The 18,444-nt window shown below is 74.5% G+C and carries 15 protein-coding genes; 11 read left to right on the top strand and 4 right to left on the bottom strand.

Annotated features, from left to right (window positions below):
• Positions 1-174 precede the first annotated feature (174 nt).
• Positions 175-2,505 (top strand): endopeptidase La, encoded by a 2,331-nt coding sequence (gene lon, locus ACI79D_RS02775; protein ID WP_456916772.1) that lies wholly within the window; start codon positions 175-177, stop codon positions 2,503-2,505.
• A gap of 57 nt (positions 2,506-2,562) precedes the next feature.
• Here lon and ACI79D_RS02780 read toward each other — a convergent pair whose 3' ends face one another.
• Entirely contained in the window at positions 2,563-3,249 is a 687-nt protein-coding gene (locus tag ACI79D_RS02780; protein ID WP_456916773.1) for an NRDE family protein, read from the bottom strand.
• Between the two features lie 90 nt (positions 3,250-3,339).
• Here ACI79D_RS02780 and ACI79D_RS02785 point away from each other — a divergent pair, with 90 nt between their 5' ends.
• Both ACI79D_RS02785 and ACI79D_RS02790 read left to right on the top strand, forming a co-directional pair.
• Positions 3,340-3,822, top strand: a complete 483-nt coding sequence (locus ACI79D_RS02785) for a DUF5709 domain-containing protein (RefSeq protein ID WP_456916774.1) — start codon at positions 3,340-3,342, stop codon at positions 3,820-3,822.
• Positions 3,823-3,927: 105 nt separating this feature from the next.
• Positions 3,928-5,151 (top strand): Nramp family divalent metal transporter, encoded by a 1,224-nt coding sequence (locus ACI79D_RS02790; protein WP_456916775.1) that lies wholly within the window; start codon positions 3,928-3,930, stop codon positions 5,149-5,151.
• 16 nt (positions 5,152-5,167) lie between these two features.
• Here the strand turns inward: ACI79D_RS02790 and ACI79D_RS02795 are convergent, their stop codons facing one another.
• Together ACI79D_RS02795 and ACI79D_RS02800 are read right to left on the bottom strand one after the other, a co-directional pair.
• Positions 5,168-6,298, bottom strand: coding sequence for an endonuclease/exonuclease/phosphatase family protein (locus tag ACI79D_RS02795; RefSeq protein WP_456916776.1), 1,131 nt, complete (start codon positions 6,296-6,298; stop codon positions 5,168-5,170).
• Positions 6,299-6,320: 22 nt separating this feature from the next.
• Positions 6,321-7,091, bottom strand: coding sequence for a DUF1932 domain-containing protein (locus tag ACI79D_RS02800; protein WP_456916777.1), 771 nt, complete (start codon positions 7,089-7,091; stop codon positions 6,321-6,323).
• Between the two features lie 346 nt (positions 7,092-7,437).
• Here ACI79D_RS02800 and ACI79D_RS02805 point away from each other — a divergent pair, with 346 nt between their 5' ends.
• Positions 7,438-9,582: a DEAD/DEAH box helicase gene (locus ACI79D_RS02805; RefSeq protein ID WP_456916778.1), complete on the top strand. Its 2,145-nt coding sequence runs from the start codon at positions 7,438-7,440 to the stop codon at positions 9,580-9,582.
• Between the two features lie 179 nt (positions 9,583-9,761).
• Positions 9,762-10,217: a hypothetical protein gene (locus ACI79D_RS02810; RefSeq protein ID WP_456916779.1), complete on the top strand. Its 456-nt coding sequence runs from the start codon at positions 9,762-9,764 to the stop codon at positions 10,215-10,217.
• An 80-nt stretch (positions 10,218-10,297) separates the two neighbouring features.
• Here ACI79D_RS02810 and ACI79D_RS02815 read toward each other — a convergent pair whose 3' ends face one another.
• Positions 10,298-11,155, bottom strand: a complete 858-nt coding sequence (locus ACI79D_RS02815) for a class II fructose-bisphosphate aldolase (RefSeq protein WP_456916780.1) — start codon at positions 11,153-11,155, stop codon at positions 10,298-10,300.
• Between the two features lie 140 nt (positions 11,156-11,295).
• Here ACI79D_RS02815 and ACI79D_RS02820 point away from each other — a divergent pair, with 140 nt between their 5' ends.
• From ACI79D_RS02820 to ACI79D_RS02845, 6 genes are all read left to right on the top strand, one after another.
• Complete coding sequence (locus ACI79D_RS02820; RefSeq protein WP_456916781.1) at positions 11,296-12,642, top strand: FGGY-family carbohydrate kinase; 1,347 nt, start codon at positions 11,296-11,298, stop codon at positions 12,640-12,642.
• Positions 12,639-13,445 (top strand): DeoR/GlpR family DNA-binding transcription regulator, encoded by an 807-nt coding sequence (locus tag ACI79D_RS02825; RefSeq protein WP_456916782.1) that lies wholly within the window; start codon positions 12,639-12,641, stop codon positions 13,443-13,445. The genes ACI79D_RS02820 and ACI79D_RS02825 overlap by 4 nt, the downstream gene beginning before the upstream one ends.
• Entirely contained in the window at positions 13,442-14,404 is a 963-nt protein-coding gene (pfkB, locus tag ACI79D_RS02830) for a 1-phosphofructokinase (protein ID WP_456916783.1), read from the top strand. Before ACI79D_RS02825 ends, pfkB begins: the two co-directional genes overlap by 4 nt.
• A gap of 317 nt (positions 14,405-14,721) precedes the next feature.
• Positions 14,722-15,717: a LacI family DNA-binding transcriptional regulator gene (locus ACI79D_RS02835; protein WP_456916784.1), complete on the top strand. Its 996-nt coding sequence runs from the start codon at positions 14,722-14,724 to the stop codon at positions 15,715-15,717.
• Positions 15,718-15,788: 71 nt separating this feature from the next.
• Positions 15,789-16,856: a sugar ABC transporter substrate-binding protein gene (locus tag ACI79D_RS02840; protein WP_456916785.1), complete on the top strand. Its 1,068-nt coding sequence runs from the start codon at positions 15,789-15,791 to the stop codon at positions 16,854-16,856.
• Positions 16,857-16,880: 24 nt separating this feature from the next.
• Positions 16,881-18,428, top strand: a complete 1,548-nt coding sequence (locus ACI79D_RS02845; protein ID WP_456916786.1) for a sugar ABC transporter ATP-binding protein — start codon at positions 16,881-16,883, stop codon at positions 18,426-18,428.
• Positions 18,429-18,444: the final 16 nt, after the last annotated feature.

Consider the following 18,444-nt stretch of genomic DNA (forward strand, 5'->3'; position numbering starts at 1 on the left):
CGCGGTCTGCGATCGCGATCCCGGCGGTGCGATCCGGACACGTTCAGGGTGGCCCCCGGGTACGACAAATCAGCCCTCGATGCGGGGGTCGCCGGGCGCCCACGAGTGGGGGGAAGCATCGGGGCCTGCCGGGAGTTGAGTGGAGGACACTCAACCTCAGGAAGTGACATCCCCATGGCAGAAGCCCTTCGTCTGCCCGTCCTGCCCCTCGACGACGACGTCCTGCTGCCCGGCATGGTCCTGCCGGTCACACTCGACGGCGAGGAGCAGGCGGCGGTCGACGCCGCGGTCGCCTCGGCCGGCAAGCGCCTGCTCGTCGTCCCGCGCCTCGACGGCGTCTACAGCGGCTCCGGCGTGCTGGCCACGCTCGAGCAGGTCGGCCGGCTGCCCACCGGCGAGCCGGCCGCGATCGTCCGGGCCGCCGCCCGGGTGCGGATCGGCACCGGCGTCCCCGGCCCCGGGGCGGCGCTGTGGGTCGAGGCCACGCCCGTCGACGACGGCGCGCCCACCGACCGCACCGCCGAGCTGGCCGGTGAGTACCGCACGCTCGTCGTCTCGGTGCTCCAGACCCGTGGCAACTGGCAGACCATCGACACCGTCTCGCGGGTGACCGACCCGGGCGCGCTGGCCGACCTGGCCGGCTACGCCCCGTACCTCGACGCCCGCCGCAAGCTCGAGCTGCTCGAGACCACCGACGTCGACGCGCGGCTGGAACGGCTGGTCGCGTGGACCCGCGCGCACCTGGCCGAGATGCAGGTCTCGGAGCAGATCCGCGACGACGTCCGCGAGGGGATGGAGAGGTCCCAGCGCGAGTTCCTGCTGCGCCAGCAGCTGGCCGCGATCCGCAAGGAGCTCGGCGAGGACGGCGACGGCGGCTCGGACCTGCGCGCCCGCGCCGAGGCCGCGGACCTGCCCGAGCAGGTGCGCACCGCCGTGTTCCGCGAGATCGACCGGCTGGAGGCGACCAGCGAGCAGAGCCCCGAGGGCGGCTGGATCCGCACCTGGCTGGACACCGTCCTCGACCTGCCCTGGAACGTCCGGACGCCGGACGACGACGACGTCGCAGCCGCCCGCGCGGTCCTGGACGCCGACCACCACGGCCTCGACGACGTCAAGGACCGGATCGTCGAGCACCTCGCCGTGCGGGCCCGCCGCGCGCAGCGGGGGCTGCAGCTGGTCGGCGGCCGCGGCTCCGGCGCGGTGCTGGCGCTCGTCGGCCCGCCCGGGGTCGGCAAGACCAGCCTCGGCGAGTCCGTCGCCCGGGCGCTGGGCCGCCGGTTCGTCCGGGTCGCGCTGGGCGGCGTGCGGGACGAGGCCGAGATCCGCGGCCACCGGCGCACCTACGTCGGCGCGCTGCCCGGCCGGATCGTCCGCGCGCTCCGCGAGGCCGGCTCGATGAACCCGGTCGTACTGCTCGACGAGATCGACAAGGTCGGCAGCGACTACCGCGGCGACCCCGCGGCGGCGCTGCTGGAGGTGCTCGACCCCGAGCAGAACCACACCTTCCGCGACCACTACCTCGACCTGGACCTCGACCTGTCCGACGTGCTGTTCCTGGCGACGGCCAACGTCGTCGACACGATCCCGCAGCCACTGCTGGACCGGATGGAGTTCCTCCAGCTCGACGGTTACACCGAGGACGAGAAGGTGGCCATCGCCCGCGGCCACCTGCTGCCCCGGGAGATGGGGCGGGCCGCGCTGACCGCGGAGGAGGTGACGGTCGGCGACGACGCGCTGCGGGCGATCGCGGCCGAGCACACCCGGGAGGCCGGCGTGCGCCAGCTGGACCGCGCGCTGGCGCGGGTCCTGCGCAAGGCGGCGGCGACCCTGGCCCGGGACCCGTCGGCGGCCCCGCTGCACGTCACCGTGGCCGACCTGCGCGGCTACCTGGGCCGGCCGCGGTTCACGCCGGAGACGGCCGAGCGCACCGCCGTCCCCGGCGTGGCGACCGGCCTGGCGGTCACCGGCACCGGCGGCGACGTCCTCTTCATCGAGGTGACCGCCGTCGACGGGGAGCCGGGGCTGACCGTCACCGGTCAGCTGGGCGACGTGATGAAGGAGTCGGCGCAGATCGCGCTGTCCTACGTGCGCGGCCACGCCGCCGAGCTGGGGGTCGACCCGGCGGTGCTGCAGAAGCGGCTGCACCTGCACGTGCCGGCCGGTGCCGTGCCGAAGGACGGGCCCAGCGCCGGGGTCACCATGGTCACGGCGCTGGCGTCGCTGGCCGCCGGCCGGCCGGTGCGGGCCGACGTCGGGATGACCGGCGAGGTCACCCTGTCCGGCCGGGTGCTGCCGATCGGCGGGGTGAAGCAGAAGCTGCTCGCCGCCGACCGCGCCGGCCTGACCACCGTGTTCCTGCCGGCCCGCAACGAGCCCGACCTGGACGACGTCCCCGCCGAGGTCCGCGACCGGCTCGACGTCCGCCTGGTCGGCGACGTCGCCGGGCTCGTCGCCGCCGCGCTGGAGCCGGCCGGCCTCGGGGCGGTCGAGCGCGCCGCCGCCTGACCACGCACCGGCCGGCCCGCCCGTGCCCTTCCCGGGTGCGTGCGGGCCGGCCGGCGGTCAACCGACGTCGATGACCTCCCACGGCTCGCCGGTCCACGGCCGCCGGCTGTGCTCCAGGTGCAGCCGTCCCGGCGTGGCCTCGATGAGCTGGCCGAAGACGGTCGCGTAGACCAGCCCGTCCTGCTCGTGCCGCACCACCAGCGCGCCGGGGTCGTCGCGCGGGGGCTCCTTCGCCGTGAGCCGCCGCCAGCCGTCGGGGAACCCGGCCGCGCGGAAGTCGGGGAGGAAGCGGTCGGCCTTGCGATCCTCCGGGCCCCCGGACGTCACCATCCACGTGCCCGCGGGGCGCTGCGTGGACGACAGCCCTGCCCCGTCGAAGTCCCAGGTGAGCAGGCGGTCCGGCGCGGCCAGCACGAGCAGGAAGCTGGCCATGCCGTCGAGCCGGACCTGCCCGAGCCAGTCCTCCTCGTGCACGGCGGCGAGCAGCGGCAGGACGCCGCGGCTGGGCGCGCCCGGGTCGGCCTGGCGCTTCTGCGGCCGGTTGAGCACCAGCGCGGTGACGCCGGTGGCGACCCGGGTGGCGCACCACGTCCCCCCGGCGGTGCGGTCCCGGCCGCCGACGACGTCCGGGGACCCCGGCCACCAGGCACCCGGGTCGTCGAACGCGCGGCCGGTCAGCTCGTCGCGCAGGGCGAGGACCGCCACGGGCGCGCCCTCGGCCCACCGGACCACCACCGTGCACACCCCGCCGATGGTCCCAGCCGCGGGAGGACCCCACCTCTCCGGCGGTCCGGGCAGACTGGCGCTGCACGTACCCCGAGGGAGGGGGACCCGATGCGACACGGGAGCCCCGGCGACTCCGGCGACGACGCCCGCGAGGCGTCGCTGCGCCTGGAACCGGAGGACGTCCTCGAGGACGTCAGCACCGACGACGTGCTGCAGCTCGGGTACGTCCCGCAGGACCGCCCGTGGGCGGTCGACGACTGGGGGACGACGGCGTTCGAGGCCGAGCAGGGCGAGAGCCTGGACGGGCGGCTCGCCCGGGAGCTGCCCGACGCCACCGGCGACGAGGAGCCGGCCGACGACGTGGGCGACCTCCCCGGGGGCGAGGGGGAGCTCCGCGACGACGAGGTCGGTGACCAGCGGGCCGGCCGGCTGTCCGAGACCGACGCCGGCACCGGCTCGGTCCCCGACCCCGCGCCGGACCTGGAGGCCTTCGACGAGGGGATCGACGGGGGAGCGGCCTCCGCCGAGGAGGCCGCCGTGCACGTCGTCCCGGACCGGGCGGTGGAGGAGCCCGCACCGGGGCGCCGCTGAGGTTCGGTCGCCCGCCCCCTCCGCTTTGGGGGTTGGGCGCGGTCGGTTCCGTTCCGCACCATTGCGGTTCCGCAGCACGGCTGTCGCGGCGCATGGGGGGTCGGCGTGCTGGAGCAGGAACGGGCGGTGCGGGCCACGCGCAGGCGCCGGCTCGCGCTGTTGGGTCCGGCGTTCGTCGCCGCGATCGCCTACGTCGACCCCGGCAACTTCGCGACCAACGTCTCCGCCGGCGCCGAGTACGGCTACCTGCTGCTGTGGGTGATCGTCCTGGCCAACGTCATGGCGATGTTCGTGCAGAGCCTGTCGGCCAAGCTCGGGCTGGCCACCGGCATGTCCCTGCCGCAGCACTGCCGGAGGCAGTACCCCCGCCCCGTCGTCCTGGGGCTGTGGGGGCAGGCCGAGCTGGTGGCGATGGCCACCGACCTGGCCGAGATCGTCGGCGGCGCGATCGCGCTGAACCTGCTCTTCGGGCTGGACCTGTTCACCGGCGGGCTGATCACCGGCGCCTGGGCCTTCGTGCTGCTCGCCGTCCAGGCCCCGGGGGACCGGCGCTTCGCCCGCCTCGTGACCGCCTACTTCGGCCTGATCGTCCTCGCCTTCCTGCTGCTCGTGCCGCGCGCGGAGATCGACGCGGGGGCGGCGGCCGGCGGGCTGGTGCCCCGCCTCGACGACGTCGGCAGCCTGGTGCTGGCCGCGGGCATCCTCGGCGCGACCGTGATGCCGCACGCCATCTACCTGCACTCGGCGCTGGTCTCGGAGACCGTCGAGGCCACGACGGTCCGGCAGCGGCTGGCGGCGCTGCGGGCGCAGCGGCTCGACGTCACCGTGGCGATGGGCCTGGCCGGGCTGGTCAACGTGGCGATGCTGCTGGTCGCGGCCGCCCTGTTCGCCGGGTCGTCGCTCGGCCGCAACACCCTCGAGGGGGCCTACGAGGGGTTCGGCATCGACAGCACGGCCGCACTGCTGTTCGCCGTGGCGCTGCTGGCCTCGGGCTTCGCCTCGGCCAGCGTCGGCACCTACGCCGGCCAGGTGATCATGGACGGCTTCCTGCGGCGCCGGATCCCGCTGTTCCTCCGCCGGGCGCTGACCATGGCCCCCGCGCTGGCGATCCTGGCGCTCGGGGTCGACCCGACCCGGGCGCTGGTGGTCTCCCAGGTGGTGCTGTCCTTCGGGATCCCGTTCGCGCTGGTGCCGCTGCTGCTGCTGACCCGGCGCCGCGACGTCATGGGGGAGCTGGTCAACCGGCGCGGGACCACCGCGGTCGCCGTCGTCGTGACCGCGGTGATCCTCGGCCTGAACGCGGTGCTGCTGGTCCTCCTGCTCTCCTGAGGCGTGCGACGGGCGGTCACCGGGTGGGCGCCAGCCGCCCGCGGACGGCGATCCGCGCGGTCACGCCGACGTGGTCGGAGGCCCACACCGGGGGCGGGGAGGAGCGGAACGGCTCGTCACCGGTGCGCGCCACCCCCGTCACCGTCAGGTCCCCGGAGGTGAGCACGAGGTCGATCCGGACCCCCTCGCGCCCGACCGGATCGGCGAGCAGCTCCCCCTGGCAGCACGTCGGCCCGGGGTCGCCCGGCCGCACCGCGGTCCACGCGTCGTCGAGCACCGCGGTCAGGTCCCGGTAGGTGTCCGTGGCGGAGCCGTCGGCCGGTGCGTTGAAGTCGCCGAGCGCGATCACCGGGTGGGGGCTCGCGGCGACGATCGCCAGGAGCTCGTCCGCCTGCCGCACCTGGACCGGGCCCGATCCCGGGCCGCCGACCTCGAGGTGGGTGTTCACGATCCGCACCGACGTCCTCGGGCCGACCCGGTAGTCGATCGAGGTCCAGCCGCGGGTGTTCCTGACCGGACCGGTCAGGAAGGGCAGGCGGCGTTCGGCGGCGTAGTGGCCGTGCCTCGGGTCGCTGACCCTCGCCGCAACGTCGGCCCGCACCAGGAGCACGTCACGGTCGGTGACCCGCAGGTCGACCAGGCCGGTGCCGGGCTCGAGTCGCGGTGCCTCGACGTCGGCGTTCGTCGACGTGGCCACGGCGACGTACGGGAGGCCACGAGCGCGCAGCCGGTCCAGGAGGAGCGCCAGGTGGTCGAAGGCCACACGGGTCGCGTTCGGCGCGGGGTGCGTGCGGACGTCGCTGGGCGTCTGGTCGCGCCAGAGCGTGACCTCCTGCAGGCCGACGACCTCCGGACGCAGCCGCGCGATCTCGTCGGCGAGCGCCCCGGCCCGCGTGGGGACGTCGTTGGCGAGCACGTTGGCCCAGTCCTGGCTCACCGCCGCCACGAGCTCCGGCCACGACGACACCGCGAAGGTGTCGGTCAGGCCCGTGCCGACGTAGGTGTTCTGCGTCATCACCGTGAGCTGCGGGCCCCCGGGCGCCACGGCGACCGCGGCCGGCAGGGTCGCGGCGAGCACGGCGACCACCGCGAGCAGCGACCGGTAGCGCAGCGGACGTGCCGGGACGGATCGCGGAGCGGCCGACACGGTCGGAGACCTCGACGCCGGATCAGTCGTCCGCGGGCCGGGGCCACCGGCTGAACTGCTCGGCCGCCGCCTCGGCGAACCCGGTCGGCTCGCCGGTTCCGGCGAGGGTGCGCGCGATCTGGCGCATCTCCTCCTCCCACCGCCAGCCCTTCCGCTCCGCGGCGTGCAGCGCGGCGGCGTGCCGGTCGGCCAGGTCCGGCCGCGAGCGGGCCCACTCGGCCAGCAGTGCCTCGTCGACGCCGAGGTCCGCGGCGGTGCGGCGCACGCTGACCAGCAGCGCCGCGGTGGTCTTCGTCCATGCCGCATAGGTCATCTTCAGCGCCGACGCCGCCGTGTTCCCGCCGTCGAGCACGACGGCCTCGACCGGCGTCCCCCGGAAGGCCTCGGCGACCGCGGCCGCGTGCTGCCCGGACAGGTACAGGCGCGTGGACCCGGCCCGCGCCGGGGGCGGCCCGACGATGCCGCCGTCGACGTAGGTGGCGCCGCCGTCCCGGACCACCGCGGCGACCTCGCCGGCCGTGGCGGGGCTGATCGCGTTGGCGTCCACGTACACGCCGCGGAACCCGGCGACCGCCCGGGCGGTGTCGAGGGCCGCCGCCGGCGGGCAGACGGAGAGGACGAGGTCCCGGTCCCCGAGGTCGGGCAGCTCCCGCAGACCCGCCTCGAGAGCCCGGCGGCGGGTGCCGGTACCGCGGTCCGCGGGCAGCCAGCCGACGTCGTGCCCGGCGTCGACCAGGGCGCGGCCCACGGCCGCGCCCATCTGTCCCGGGTGGAGGATCGCGATGCGGGTCATGCCGGCATCATCCGTCCGCGCCGCCGGACGCCCCGGGGGTGCCGAGCGGGGGCGGGTCGGGAATCATGGGCCCGCACACGCGTTGACAGGGGCGAGGCACCGACCACGGAACCGGGGCCGTTCGTCCGACGACGACGTCCCCCGCCGTGGTCACCACCCGACCGCCGGCGGCTCCGGGCCCCGTGAGAGGCCGGCCCGGGTCCGCGACGTCCGTTCCCCCGGAGAGCCGCAGGCACGCCGGGCGTCCGCGGACCGGGCGCTCCGGTCGGGGCCTCGCCCGCCCCGTCCCCGGGACGGTGCGGCATGCTGCCGCGGCGATCGCGCCCGGCGACCAGAGGAGGAGTTCGTGGCCCGACCAGGCCAGCGCCACACGGGCGCTCGCCGCAGCACCCCGCGGAACCAGCGACGGGTCCGCTCCCGCGGCGACGTCGTCTCGGTGCTCGCCCGCACCGTCCGCGAGGTCGAGGCGGCCGCCCAGCGCGGCCGTGTGACGCCTGCCGTGCGCACGAAGTTCCAGGCCGTCGCCCTGCTGCTGCGGGACGAGCGCGCCCGCGTCCTGGCCGACACCGGCGGCAGCGACGGGCACCGCACCGAGCAGCTCAAGCGCCTGGACGGCATCGCCACCATCCTCGCCACGACCGCCGTCCGGGACGCCGGCCTGCTGGCGCTGCTCGCCGAGGACGCCGTCGTCTCCGACGCGGCCCGGTCGCTCAAGCGCGACCTGCTCGAGGCCGCCGGCATCGAGCCGGCCCCCGAGGAGGCCGCGCCGGCGGAGGCCCCGGCGGCGCCCGCTCCTCCCGAGCGCCGCGCCGTGCCCCAGTCGGTGATCTCCCGGCAGCTCGCCAACCCCTTCCTGGCCCCCGACTACTCCGCGGTCGTGCAGCGCCCCTCCCGCCCGCGCCGGCTGGCCGGCTGGGAGCTCATCGCCCCGCTGCTGAGCGCCTTCGAGCGTGCCGGCAGCGGGGACTCGGCGTGCATGGCGCTGCCCGTGCCCGCCTCGCTGCGGGCGCCGAAGGGGCAGGAGCTGATGCGCCACCAGGCGGAGCTCGTCGCCGCGGCCGCGGCCGGCCACCGGACGTTCCTGCTCGCCGACGAGCCCGGCCTGGGCAAGACGGCCCAGGCGCTGCTCGCCGCGGAGGCGGCCGACGCCTATCCGCTGCTCGTGGTCGTCCCGAACGTCGTCAAGACCAACTGGGCACGCGAGGCCGACCTCTGGACGCCGCACCGCCCGGCGACCGTCGTCCAGGGCAACGGCGACACGGTCGACGGGTTCGCCGACATCGTCGTCGTCAACTACGAGGTGCTCGACCGCCACGTGGGCTGGCTCGGTGACTTCGGCTTCCGCGGGATGGTCGTCGACGAGGCGCACTTCATCAAGAACAAGAGCAGCCAGCGCTCCCAGCACGTGCTCGAGCTCTCCGACCGCATCCGCGCCCGTACCGCGCGGCCCCTGCTGATGGCCCTCACGGGCACCCCGCTGATCAACGACATCGAGGACTTCCGCGCCATCTGGCAGTTCCTCGGCTGGATCGACGACAGCAAGCCGCTCGGGGACCTCATGGACGCGCTGGAGGAGACCGGGCTGACGCCCGCGGACCCCGGGTTCTACGCCGCCGCCCGCCGGTGCGTCATCGACCGCGGCATCGTCCGGCGCCGCAAGGTGGACGTGGCCGCCGACATCCCCGCCCGCCGCATCGCCGACCTCCCCGTCGAGCTGGACGGGCCGGCGGGCCGGTCGATCCGGGCGGCCGAGCGCGACCTCGCCCGCCGGATGGTGGCGCGCTACGAGAGCGTGCTCGCCGGCCGCCCGTCCGACGCCGTCGTCGAGGGCATCGACGCCGACCTCGTGCGCCGGGTGGCCAAGTCCGAGCTGAAGGACGCGACGACGACCACCGGCGAGAACGTCTTCAGCATGATGCGGCGCATCGGCCAGGCGAAGGCCGGGCTGGCCGCCGACTACGCGGCGCAGCTGGCCCGCAGCGCGGGCAAGGTGGTGTTCTTCGCCAAGCACGTGGACGTGATGGACGCCGCCGAGGAGGCCTTCGCCCGGCAGGGGGTGCGCTTCTCGTCGATCCGCGGCGACCAGACCCCGTCGGTGCGGCAGAGGAACATCGACGCCTTCGTGGAGGACCCCGACGTCGCCGTCGCGGTCTGCTCCCTGACCGCCGCCGGTGTGGGCCTGAACCTGCAGGTCGCCTCGAACATCGTGCTGGCCGAGCTGTCCTGGACCGACGCGGAGCAGACCCAGGCCATCGACCGCAGTCACCGCATCGGCCAGACCGAGCCGGTCACCGCGTGGCGGATCATCGCCGCGCAGACCCTCGACGCGCGGATCGCCGGGCTCATCGACAGCAAGGCCGGACTGGCCGCCCGGGCGCTGGACGGGTCGGACGAGGAGGTCGCCTCGTCGGCCGACGTGCAGCTCGAGGCGCTCGTCGCCCTGCTGACCGACGCGCTGGGGGAGGGCGCGGCCGCCTCCGTCGCCGACTGACCGACACCGGCCACCCGCTCGCCCGGGGCCCGAGGGGGCACGAGACCTCGGGCCCCGGACCGCGGCTCTTGCCGCCGCGCCGCCGCGCGCGGAACGCTGGTGCCGGCGACGGCCGCGACCGGGCCCAGGGCGTTCGTGGCCAGGTCCAGGGCGTTCGCACCGACCCAGGAGGCGCAGCCATGTCGCAGGAGCCCCGCACGCCCCGAGCCGTGGTCACCGACGTCGAGGCCCGGGGTGGCGAGCCGCCGGCCGGCGCGGCGCCGGTCGGCAGTGTCGCGACCACGGGCAGCAGCGCCGTCGTCGGCAGCGCCGGCACCGCGCACAGCGCGGCCGTCGTCGGCAGTGCCGGCAGCGCCGCATCGGCCGGCGTCGTCGGCAGTGCGGCCACCGTGGCGAGTGCCGGCGTCGCGATGAGCTCGGGCGTCGTCGCCAGCGCCGGGGTGGTCGGCAGCGCCGGTGTCGCTCTCAGCGCCGGCGTCGTCGGCAGCGCCGGCATCCTCGCCGGCCTGGCCAACGTCGGCTGTGCCGCGTGTGTGGCCTGCATCGCCTGCGTCGACTGCGTCGGCTGCGTGGGGTGCATCGGCTGCGTCGGCCTCCGCGGCGCCGTCGGTGCCGTGGGGGTGCGCCGCGGGTAGCGCTCCGGCGGAGGGCGACGCGGAGCGCGCGCCCGGGGCCGGTCCCGGACGGCCCGGCGTCGGCACGCCACCGCGAGCGATCAGCGCGCCGCCAGGCTCTCGGGGGCGTGAGTGAGCACACCGAGCAGGCGCTGGACGACCGAGGACATGGCCACGCGGGCGGGCGCGAAGTACGTGCGCGGGTCGACCAGAGTCGGGTCCTGCAGGCTCTCCCGCACCGCGCCGGTGAAGGCGACGTTGAGGATCGTCCCGATGTTCACCTTCACGATGCCGGCCTCGACGGCCCGGCTGAGGGCGTCGTCCGGGACTCCGGAGGACCCGTGGAGCACCAGGGGGACCGGGACGGCGTCACGGAGGCGTGCGATCAGGTCGTGGTCGAGCCGCGCGTCCCGGGTGGTCATCGCGTGCGAGCTCCCCACCGCCACGGCCAGGGCGTCGACACCGGTGGCCGCGACGAAGGCAGCGGCCTCCTCCGGGTCGGTGCGCACGCCCGGTGCGTGGGCGCCGTCCTTGCCGCCGACCTCGCCGAGTTCGGCCTCCAGGTACAGGCCGCGCTCGTGGGCCCAGTCCGCTGCTGCCCGCGTGGCCGCGACGTTCGCCTCGTAGGGCAGCTTCGAGGCGTCGAACATCGCCGAGCTCATGCCCACGTCGGCCGCCTGGTGCAGCAGGTCCGTGCTCTCGACGTGGTCGAGGTGCAGGGACACCGGCACCGCGGCCACCTGGGCGACCGCGGAGGCCGCAGCAGCGACGGGAGCCAGCCGGCCGTGGTGGAACTTCACCGCGTTCTCGCTCAGCTGCAGGACCACCGGGGTGCCCGCGGCCTCCGCCCCAGCGACGATCGCCTCGACGTGCTCGATCGTGATGACGTTGAAGGCACCGACCCCGACCCGGTTCGCACGGGCGGCGTCGACGATCTCCCGGGTGGTGACGAGCGGCATCCGCGACCTCCGAGCTGATGGGCGGACCCCGCGTCGGGTCCGTGGGCTATGACGCTTGACACTATTCCAACGAAGCCCAACGATGTCCATCGAATCCCAAGCAGGGGCTCGCGAGCTCACTCCCGTGGAAGGTGGACCGGTTGACTTTCCTCCTCGTCGGTGTGGACGTGGGCACGACGTCCAGCAAGGCCGTCGTGTTCACCACCGACGGGCGCGCGGTCGCTCAGGGGCGAGCCCACACCCCCTGGGTGTCGGCACCGCACGGCGCCGAGCTGGACGCCGTCGCCCTGCTCGACTGCGCGCGCGACGCGCTCGGTCGCGCGCTGTCGCAGGCCCCCGACGGGACGGTCCTCGGTGTCGGCGTGACGAGCATGGGCGAGTCCGGCGTCCTCCTGGACCGCAGGGGGAGGTCCCTGGCCCCGGTCATCGCCTGGCACGACACCCGCGACTCGGCGGAGGTGGACGAGCTCGCCGAGAGCTTCGGCTCGGTCTTCGCCGGCCACACCGGGCTGCCGATGCGCGGTCAGTGGTCGCTGACCAAGCACCGCTGGCTCCTCGCCAACCACCCCCAGGCCAAGGAGGCCGTCCGTCGGCTCAACGTCGCCGAGTGGGTGGTGCGAGGTCTGGGCGGCGCCGAGTCGGCCGAGCAGTCACTCGCCTCCCGTACCGGCTGGCTCGACCTCGCCAGTCGGCAGTGGTGGGCCGAGACCCTGGAGTGGTCGGGAGCGCGGACCTCGCTGCTGCCCGAACTCGTCACCGCGGGGACGCCGCTCGGGCAGGTGGACGACGACGCGGTGCCTTCCCGCCTGGCCGGCGCCGTCCTGACCGTCGCCGGGCACGACCACCAGGCGGCCGCGGTGGGTGCCGGTGCGGCGGGGGCAGGCGACGTCCTCGACTCCTGTGGGAGCGCCGAGGCGCTGATCCGCACCGTCCCCCCCGGCCTCGACCCGGCGTCCGTGGCCCTGCTGGCCACGGCCGGGATCACCACCGGCTGGCACGTGCTGGCCGACCGGTGGTGCCTGCTCGGCGGCACCCAGGGCGGCCTGGCGCTCCAGCGGGTCATGGCGATGCTCGGCCGCACCGCGGAGGACCTCACCGAGCTCGACAGGGGCGCGCTCGCCCACGGCGACCGCGGGGTCGTGGTCACCGGCGTCGACACCGACAGCCTGAGCATCAGCGGCGTCACCAGTGGCACCGAGCCGGCACACGTGTGGCAGGCGGCCCTGCAGGCGGTCACGGCGCAGGCCGCCCAGGTGCACGACGCGATGACGGCGGTGGCGGGGCAGCACCAGTCCCTGGTCGTCGCCGGAGGCTGGACCCACAGCGACGCGCTCCTCGCCGTGAAGCGGCGCGTGCTCGGCGACCTCCGCGTCGCGGGGACCACCGAGGCCGGAGCCCGCGGCGCGGCCCTGCTCGCCGGGCTGGCGGCGGGCGTCTACAACCGGCCCGAGGAGTTCCCCGCGCCCTCGCCGAGGAGCACCCGATGACGCTGACCGACGGCCCCGCCGGCGAGGAGCGTGCCGGACGACCTCCGTACGCCGCGCAGCGGCAGCAGGCGATCCTCGCTCGGATCCGCTCCGCCGGGCGGGTGGACGCCACGGACATGGCGGCCGAACTCGGCGTCACGAACGAGACGGTGCGCAAGGACCTCATCGCCCTCGAGCACCAGGGGCTGCTGCGCCGGGTGCACGGCGGCGCCGTGCCGGTCGAACAGCTCTCCTTCGAACCCGCCGTGGCCACGCGCACCTACTACGCCGAGGAGAAGACGCGCATCGCCCGGGCGGCGCTGGCGCACCTCCCCCCGAGCGGATCGGTGCTGCTCGACGCCGGCTCGACGACCGCGCGACTGGCCGAGCTGTTCCCCACCGACCGGGAGCTCACCGTGTTCACCAACACGCTCCCGATCGCACTCAGCCTGGTGAACCACCCGCTGTTGACCGTCATGACGCTGGGCGGCCGCGTCCGGCCCGTGACCCAGGCCGAGGTGGACGACTGGGCCGCCCGAGCGCTCGCCGAGATCAACGTCGACGTCGCCTTCCTCGGCACCAACGCCATCTCCGTGGACCGTGGGCTGACCACTCCGGACCCGGCGGAGGCGGCCGTCAAGCGCCTCATGCTCGCCAGCGCCCGCCGGCGCATCCTCCTCGCCGACTCGAGCAAGGTCGGTGCGGTCAGCCTCGTCAAGCACGCAGACCTCTCCGACATCGACCTCCTCGTCACCGACACCGGCCTCCCCGACGCCGAGCTGCGCACCTTGCAGGCCGCCGGGCTCACCGTGGAGCGCGCATGATCCTCACCGTCACGCCCAACCCGAGCGTCGACCGCACCGTCTTCCTCGACGGGATACGACGTGGCGCCGTCCTCCGCAGCTCGCGGAGCCGCAGCGAACCCAGTGGCAAGGGGGTCAACGTCGCCCTCGCCCTGCAGGCGCGTGGACACGACGTCGTCGCCGTCCTCCCGGTCGGGGGTGCGGCGGGTGCCCAGATCGCGGACATGCTGGGTGCGGCCGGGGTCCCCCACGTCGCCGTCCCGATCACCGGTGAGATCCGGAGCAACATCAGTCTCGTCGAGCCCGACGGCACCGTCACCAAGGTGAACGAGGCCGGCCCCCTGCTCGACGCAGCGGACGTCGAGTCCCTCACCGCAGCCGTCCTGAAGGAGGTGGACGGGGTCGCGTGGCTGGCACTCTGCGGCAGCCTCCCGGCAGGGGTGCCGCCCGCGTACTACGCCACCCTCACCGAGGAGGCGCACCGGCGGGGGGTGAGAACGGTGGTCGACTCCTCGGGGGCGGCGTTGTGCGCCGCGCTCGACGCGGGGCCGGACCTCGTCAAGCCCAACGCACAGGAGCTGGGCGAGGTCGCCGGTCGACGACTGGAGACACTCGGGGACGTCGTCGACGCCGCCGAGGCGCTGCGGGAACGCGGTGCGCGGTCGGTCCTGGCCAGCCTCGGTCCCGACGGCGCGGTCCTCGTCGACCGTGAGGGGGCGCGACACGGGGAGGCCCCCGTGCAGCGGATCCGCAGCGCCGTCGGGGCGGGCGACGCCCTGTTGGCGGGCTTCCTCGCGGCCGGGGGAGAGGGGCCCGACGCGCTCCGCTCCGCGCTGGCGTGGGGAGCCGCGGCGGTGCAGCAGGAGGGCACCGTGCTCTCCGGCGACGCTCGGCCGGTCGAGGTCACCGTCCACGCCGCAGTGCGTCTCGACCGGCGGCTGGCGGAACCGGTCCCGGACGCCCGCGCGGGCGCGCCGTGACCACCTGATCGCGAGCGTCCACGGGCAGGCCGAAGGGGTCCCGAGTACCGGGCTCCCATCGGTCTCCCGGGCGTGCCTGCGGGCCGCGCAACGGTGGTTGCGCACGTCAGCGGGCGCCGGTGAAACAGGGGCTTGACAGACGCGAAACACCCAGGTTTTGTGTCGTGCGACACGGCGTGACATCGATTACCTCGGCCATCCGGGCCACCCACGAACCGCTGCGAGAGGACGGTGAGCCACATGTCCCTGCACCTGTCGGGCGGCCCCGTCCACCCCGCTCCGGCCGGCCCGGCGGCGTCGTCGTGAACGGCCGCCCGGTGAAGCTCACGGACGTCGCCGAGGCGGCCGGCACGAGTGCGAAGACGGCCTCCCGCGTCATCAACGGGGACCCCCGGGTGTCGGCCGAGACGCGGCAGCGCGTCGAGGCCGCCGTGGTGCGGCTCGGGTACCGGGTCGACCTCCTGGCGCGCTCGCTGCGTCGCGGCGTCGACGACACGATCGGCGTCCTGGTCGAGTCGATCGCCGACCCGTTCTTCGCGGCGGTCATCAGCGAGATCGAACTCGCGGTGCTCAAGCGCGGCTTCAACGTCATCGTCGCGAGCAACCGCCGCGTCCCCGGCAGGGAACGGGCCATCGTCGACGCGCTGGAGCAGCGTCGTGTCGCGGGGCTGATCATCACCCCGCACACCGCCGACCTGTCCTTCCTGTCCTCCTCGTCGACTCCGCTGGTCTTCCTCGACCGGCACCCCAAGAACCTGGCTGCCGACGTCGTGGTCTTCGACGACCGGGGCGGCGCTCGCACGGCTGTGCGCCAGCTGGTCCTCCACGGGCACCGGCGGATCGCCTTCATCGGGGACGACCTCGCCATCGAGACCTCGCGCAACCGGCACGCCGGCTACCTCGACGTGCTGGAGGAGGCGGGGCTGCCGGTGGACCCGGAGATCGTCGCCACCGACTGCCGCGACGCCACCACGGCCGGGTTCCGCACCGCCGCGCTCCTGGACCTCGACGAGCCCCCGACCGCCATCTTCAGTGCCCGTTCGGAGACCTCCCTCGGCGTGGTCAAGGTGCTGCACCACCGCAAGCGCACGGACGTCGCCCTGGTGTCCTTCGGCGACTTCGCGCTGGCCGACGTGCTGTCGCCCGCGGTCACCGTCCTCGAGCAGTCCGCCGAGCTCCTCGGCCGGCTCGCCGCGGAGCGGCTCTTCCTGCGGCTGGACGGCGACGGGGGCAAGCCGGTCCAGACCGTCATCCCGCTGCAGCTGATCCCCCGGGGATCCGGCGAGCTCCTCCCTGGCTTCTCGCCGCCCTGAACCGCTCCACCCACCCATCCCGGCACCACCACGGCGACGGCGTCGTCGCCCTGACGGAAGGAAAGAGCAGCATGCTGGAGAACAGGCGTCGCCTGGTCGCACTCGCCGCCGGTGCCGCGATCGGTCTCGGCTCCTTGACCGCGTGCTCCGCCACGGCCAGCGAGGCCGGGGGCGACGAGCCCCTCATCGGGCTGTCGATGCGGTTCATCGCCGGGAACAGCTGGCTGACCACGCTCTCGGACAACGTCGTGGCCGAGGGGGAGGAACGCGGCTACGACGTCGAGGCGGTCGACGCGCAGGGCAGCGCGCAGACCCAGATCCAGCAGATCCAGACGTTCATCAACAAGGGCGCCCAGGCGATCATCATCGAGCCCGTCGGTGACCGGAACGTGTCCGCCGGCATCCAGGCGGCCAAGCGTGCGGGCGTGCCGGTAATCGTTGTCAACGACCGGGTCGCGCCCGAGCTGGCCACCGAGGTGGCGTGCAACGTGTACGACGACGGCTTCGCCACCGCCAAGCAGGTGGGGCTGGAGACGGCGGAGGTGGCGGCGAGCCGCTTCGGCGGTCAGCCCCAGATCAACCTGTACATCCAGGCGATCTTCCCGCAGGAACTGGTCACCCAGGTGCGCGAGGAGGGCTTCATGGAGGGCTGGAACGAGTACTTCGCCGCCCACCCCGGCCCGGCGACCAACCGCATCCCCAACAACTACGGCGAGGCGCTGCCGGACAAGACCCTCACCGCGATGCGGAACGTGCTGGCCGGCAACCCCGACGTCAACGTCATCTTCAACCAGACCGACGTCGTGATGGGCGCCGTGACCGAGGCGCTCAAGGGCGCCGGGTTGATGCAGGCGGACGGCAGCACGGACGTGGTGATCGCCGGGTTCGACGGCGGCATGGACGTCGTCAGGGGGATGGCCGAGGGAACCGACTCCGCGGTCGTGGCCAGCGGGCTCAACCAGCCGGCCACCCAGGCCGGCTACGCCGTCGAGGAGGCGATCGCCGCCATCGAGGGCAAGCCGACCGGTGAGTGCGAGGGGTCCCCGGCCAACCGGATCCTGCCCGCGGTCGTGGCGACCCCGGAGAACGCCACCGAGTTCGTCAGCGACGACCTGCAGTTCGCCGGGTCGCTCAACTAGTCCGGGCCTGACGAGGGGATGACCATGACCGCCGTTGCCGACCTCAGCGCCGGGGTGGCCCGCCTGGCCGTCTCGGGGATCAGCAAGTCCTACCCCGGGACGCAGGCGCTCGCCGACCTCGACCTCGACATCATGCCGGGGGAGATCCACGGCATCGCGGGTCAGAACGGGGCCGGCAAGTCCACCCTCGTCAGGATCCTGTCCGGTGTCGAGAAGCCGGACGGGGGCGCCGTCCTCGTCGACGGCGCTCCCGTCTCCTTCGACTCGCCGCACAGCGCGCAGCAGGCTCGCATCTACACGGTCTTCCAGGAACTGAGCCTCATGCCGTCCCTGTCGGTCGCCGAGAACATCCACATCGGCGACCTGCCCCGGACCCGGCTGGGCACGGTGGACTGGCGCACCGTCCGGGCGAGGGCCCGGGAGGCACTCCGGCTGCTCGGCTTCGACATCGACGTCCGCAGGACGGTGGAGTCGCTGCCGATCGCGCACCGCCAGGCGGTCGAGATCGCCAAGGCGGTGGGTCGGGACGCGCGGATCCTCATCCTCGACGAGCCGACGGCGACGCTGCCCCGGCACGACGTCCGGCGGCTGTTCGACCTGCTCCGCCGGCTCCGGGAGCAGGGACTGGCGGTCATCTTCATCTCGCACCACTTCGACGAGATGTACGAGATCTGCGACCGGATCTCGGTGTTCCGCGACGGCCGGAAGGTCGGGGTGTTCCCGGGCGAGGAGAGCTCGCACGACGCGGTGCTCCAAGCGATGCTCGGCAACGTCAGCGCCGAGGCATCCGACCGGCTGCACCTCGGCCGGGCCACGGCCCCCTACCTCGGGTGCGGCGGGGGCTCGGACGAGGTGGCGCTCGAGGTGCGGGGCCTGCGCGACGGTCAGGTGCTCAACGGCGTCGACCTGACCCTGCACAGGGGTGAGGTGCTGGGCTTCTCCGGCCTGATCGGCAACGGCCAGAGCGAACTGGCCTCCTGTCTCTTCGGCGCCCGGCCGTCCACGGCCACGACCTTCGTGCTCAACGGCGTCGCCCAGCAGCCGAGGAACCCGGCGCACGCCATCCGTCTCGGTCTCGGGCTGCTGCCGGAGGAGCGCAAGAGCCAGGGCCTGGTCCTGGACATGTCGGTGGCCAACAACGTCACCATGGCCTCCCTCCCGCAGTTCACCCGGTTCTCCTTCCTGCACCGCGCGAAGGAGGTGGGCACCGCGGCACGGATGCGGGAGTCCCTCGCGATCAAGGCACGCTCGGTCCGCCAGCCGGTGGTGAACCTCAGCGGCGGCAACCAGCAGAAGGTCGCCCTCGCCAAGTGGTTGGTCAGCGGGGTGCAGACGCTGGTCTTCGTCGAGCCGACCCGCGGCGTCGACGTCGGCGCCAAGCTCGAGATCTACGAGCTGATCCAGGACTTCGTCGCCCGCGGCGGCAGCGCCGTCCTCATCACCTCGGAGATCGACGAGGCGCTGATGTGTGACCGGGTCGCCGTGCTGCGGCGCGGAACGGTCGTCGGCGTCGTCGGACGTGACCGCCTGGAGGCCGAGGGTGAGTCCGCGATCCTCGACCTCTTCTCCTGAAACCGGAACGAGCAAC

The sequence above is a fragment of the Geodermatophilus sp. SYSU D00708 genome (genome assembly GCF_054050115.1).

What these genes read in the sequence shown, in the direction of transcription:
- lon (WP_456916772.1), top strand. Translation starts at nt 175, where the DNA reads ATGGCAGAAGCCCTTCGTCTGCCCGTCCTGCCCCTCGACGACGACGTC.
- ACI79D_RS02785 (WP_456916774.1), top strand. Translation starts at nt 3,340, where the DNA reads ATGCGACACGGGAGCCCCGGCGACTCCGGCGACGACGCCCGCGAGGCG.
- ACI79D_RS02800 (WP_456916777.1), bottom strand. Translation starts at nt 7,091, where the DNA reads ATGACCCGCATCGCGATCCTCCACCCGGGACAGATGGGCGCGGCCGTG.
- ACI79D_RS02810 (WP_456916779.1), top strand. Translation starts at nt 9,762, where the DNA reads ATGTCGCAGGAGCCCCGCACGCCCCGAGCCGTGGTCACCGACGTCGAG.
- ACI79D_RS02815 (WP_456916780.1), bottom strand. Translation starts at nt 11,155, where the DNA reads ATGCCGCTCGTCACCACCCGGGAGATCGTCGACGCCGCCCGTGCGAAC.
- ACI79D_RS02825 (WP_456916782.1), top strand. Translation starts at nt 12,639, where the DNA reads ATGACGCTGACCGACGGCCCCGCCGGCGAGGAGCGTGCCGGACGACCT.
- pfkB (WP_456916783.1), top strand. Translation starts at nt 13,442, where the DNA reads ATGATCCTCACCGTCACGCCCAACCCGAGCGTCGACCGCACCGTCTTC.
- ACI79D_RS02840 (WP_456916785.1), top strand. Translation starts at nt 15,789, where the DNA reads ATGCTGGAGAACAGGCGTCGCCTGGTCGCACTCGCCGCCGGTGCCGCG.
- ACI79D_RS02845 (WP_456916786.1), top strand. Translation starts at nt 16,881, where the DNA reads ATGACCGCCGTTGCCGACCTCAGCGCCGGGGTGGCCCGCCTGGCCGTC.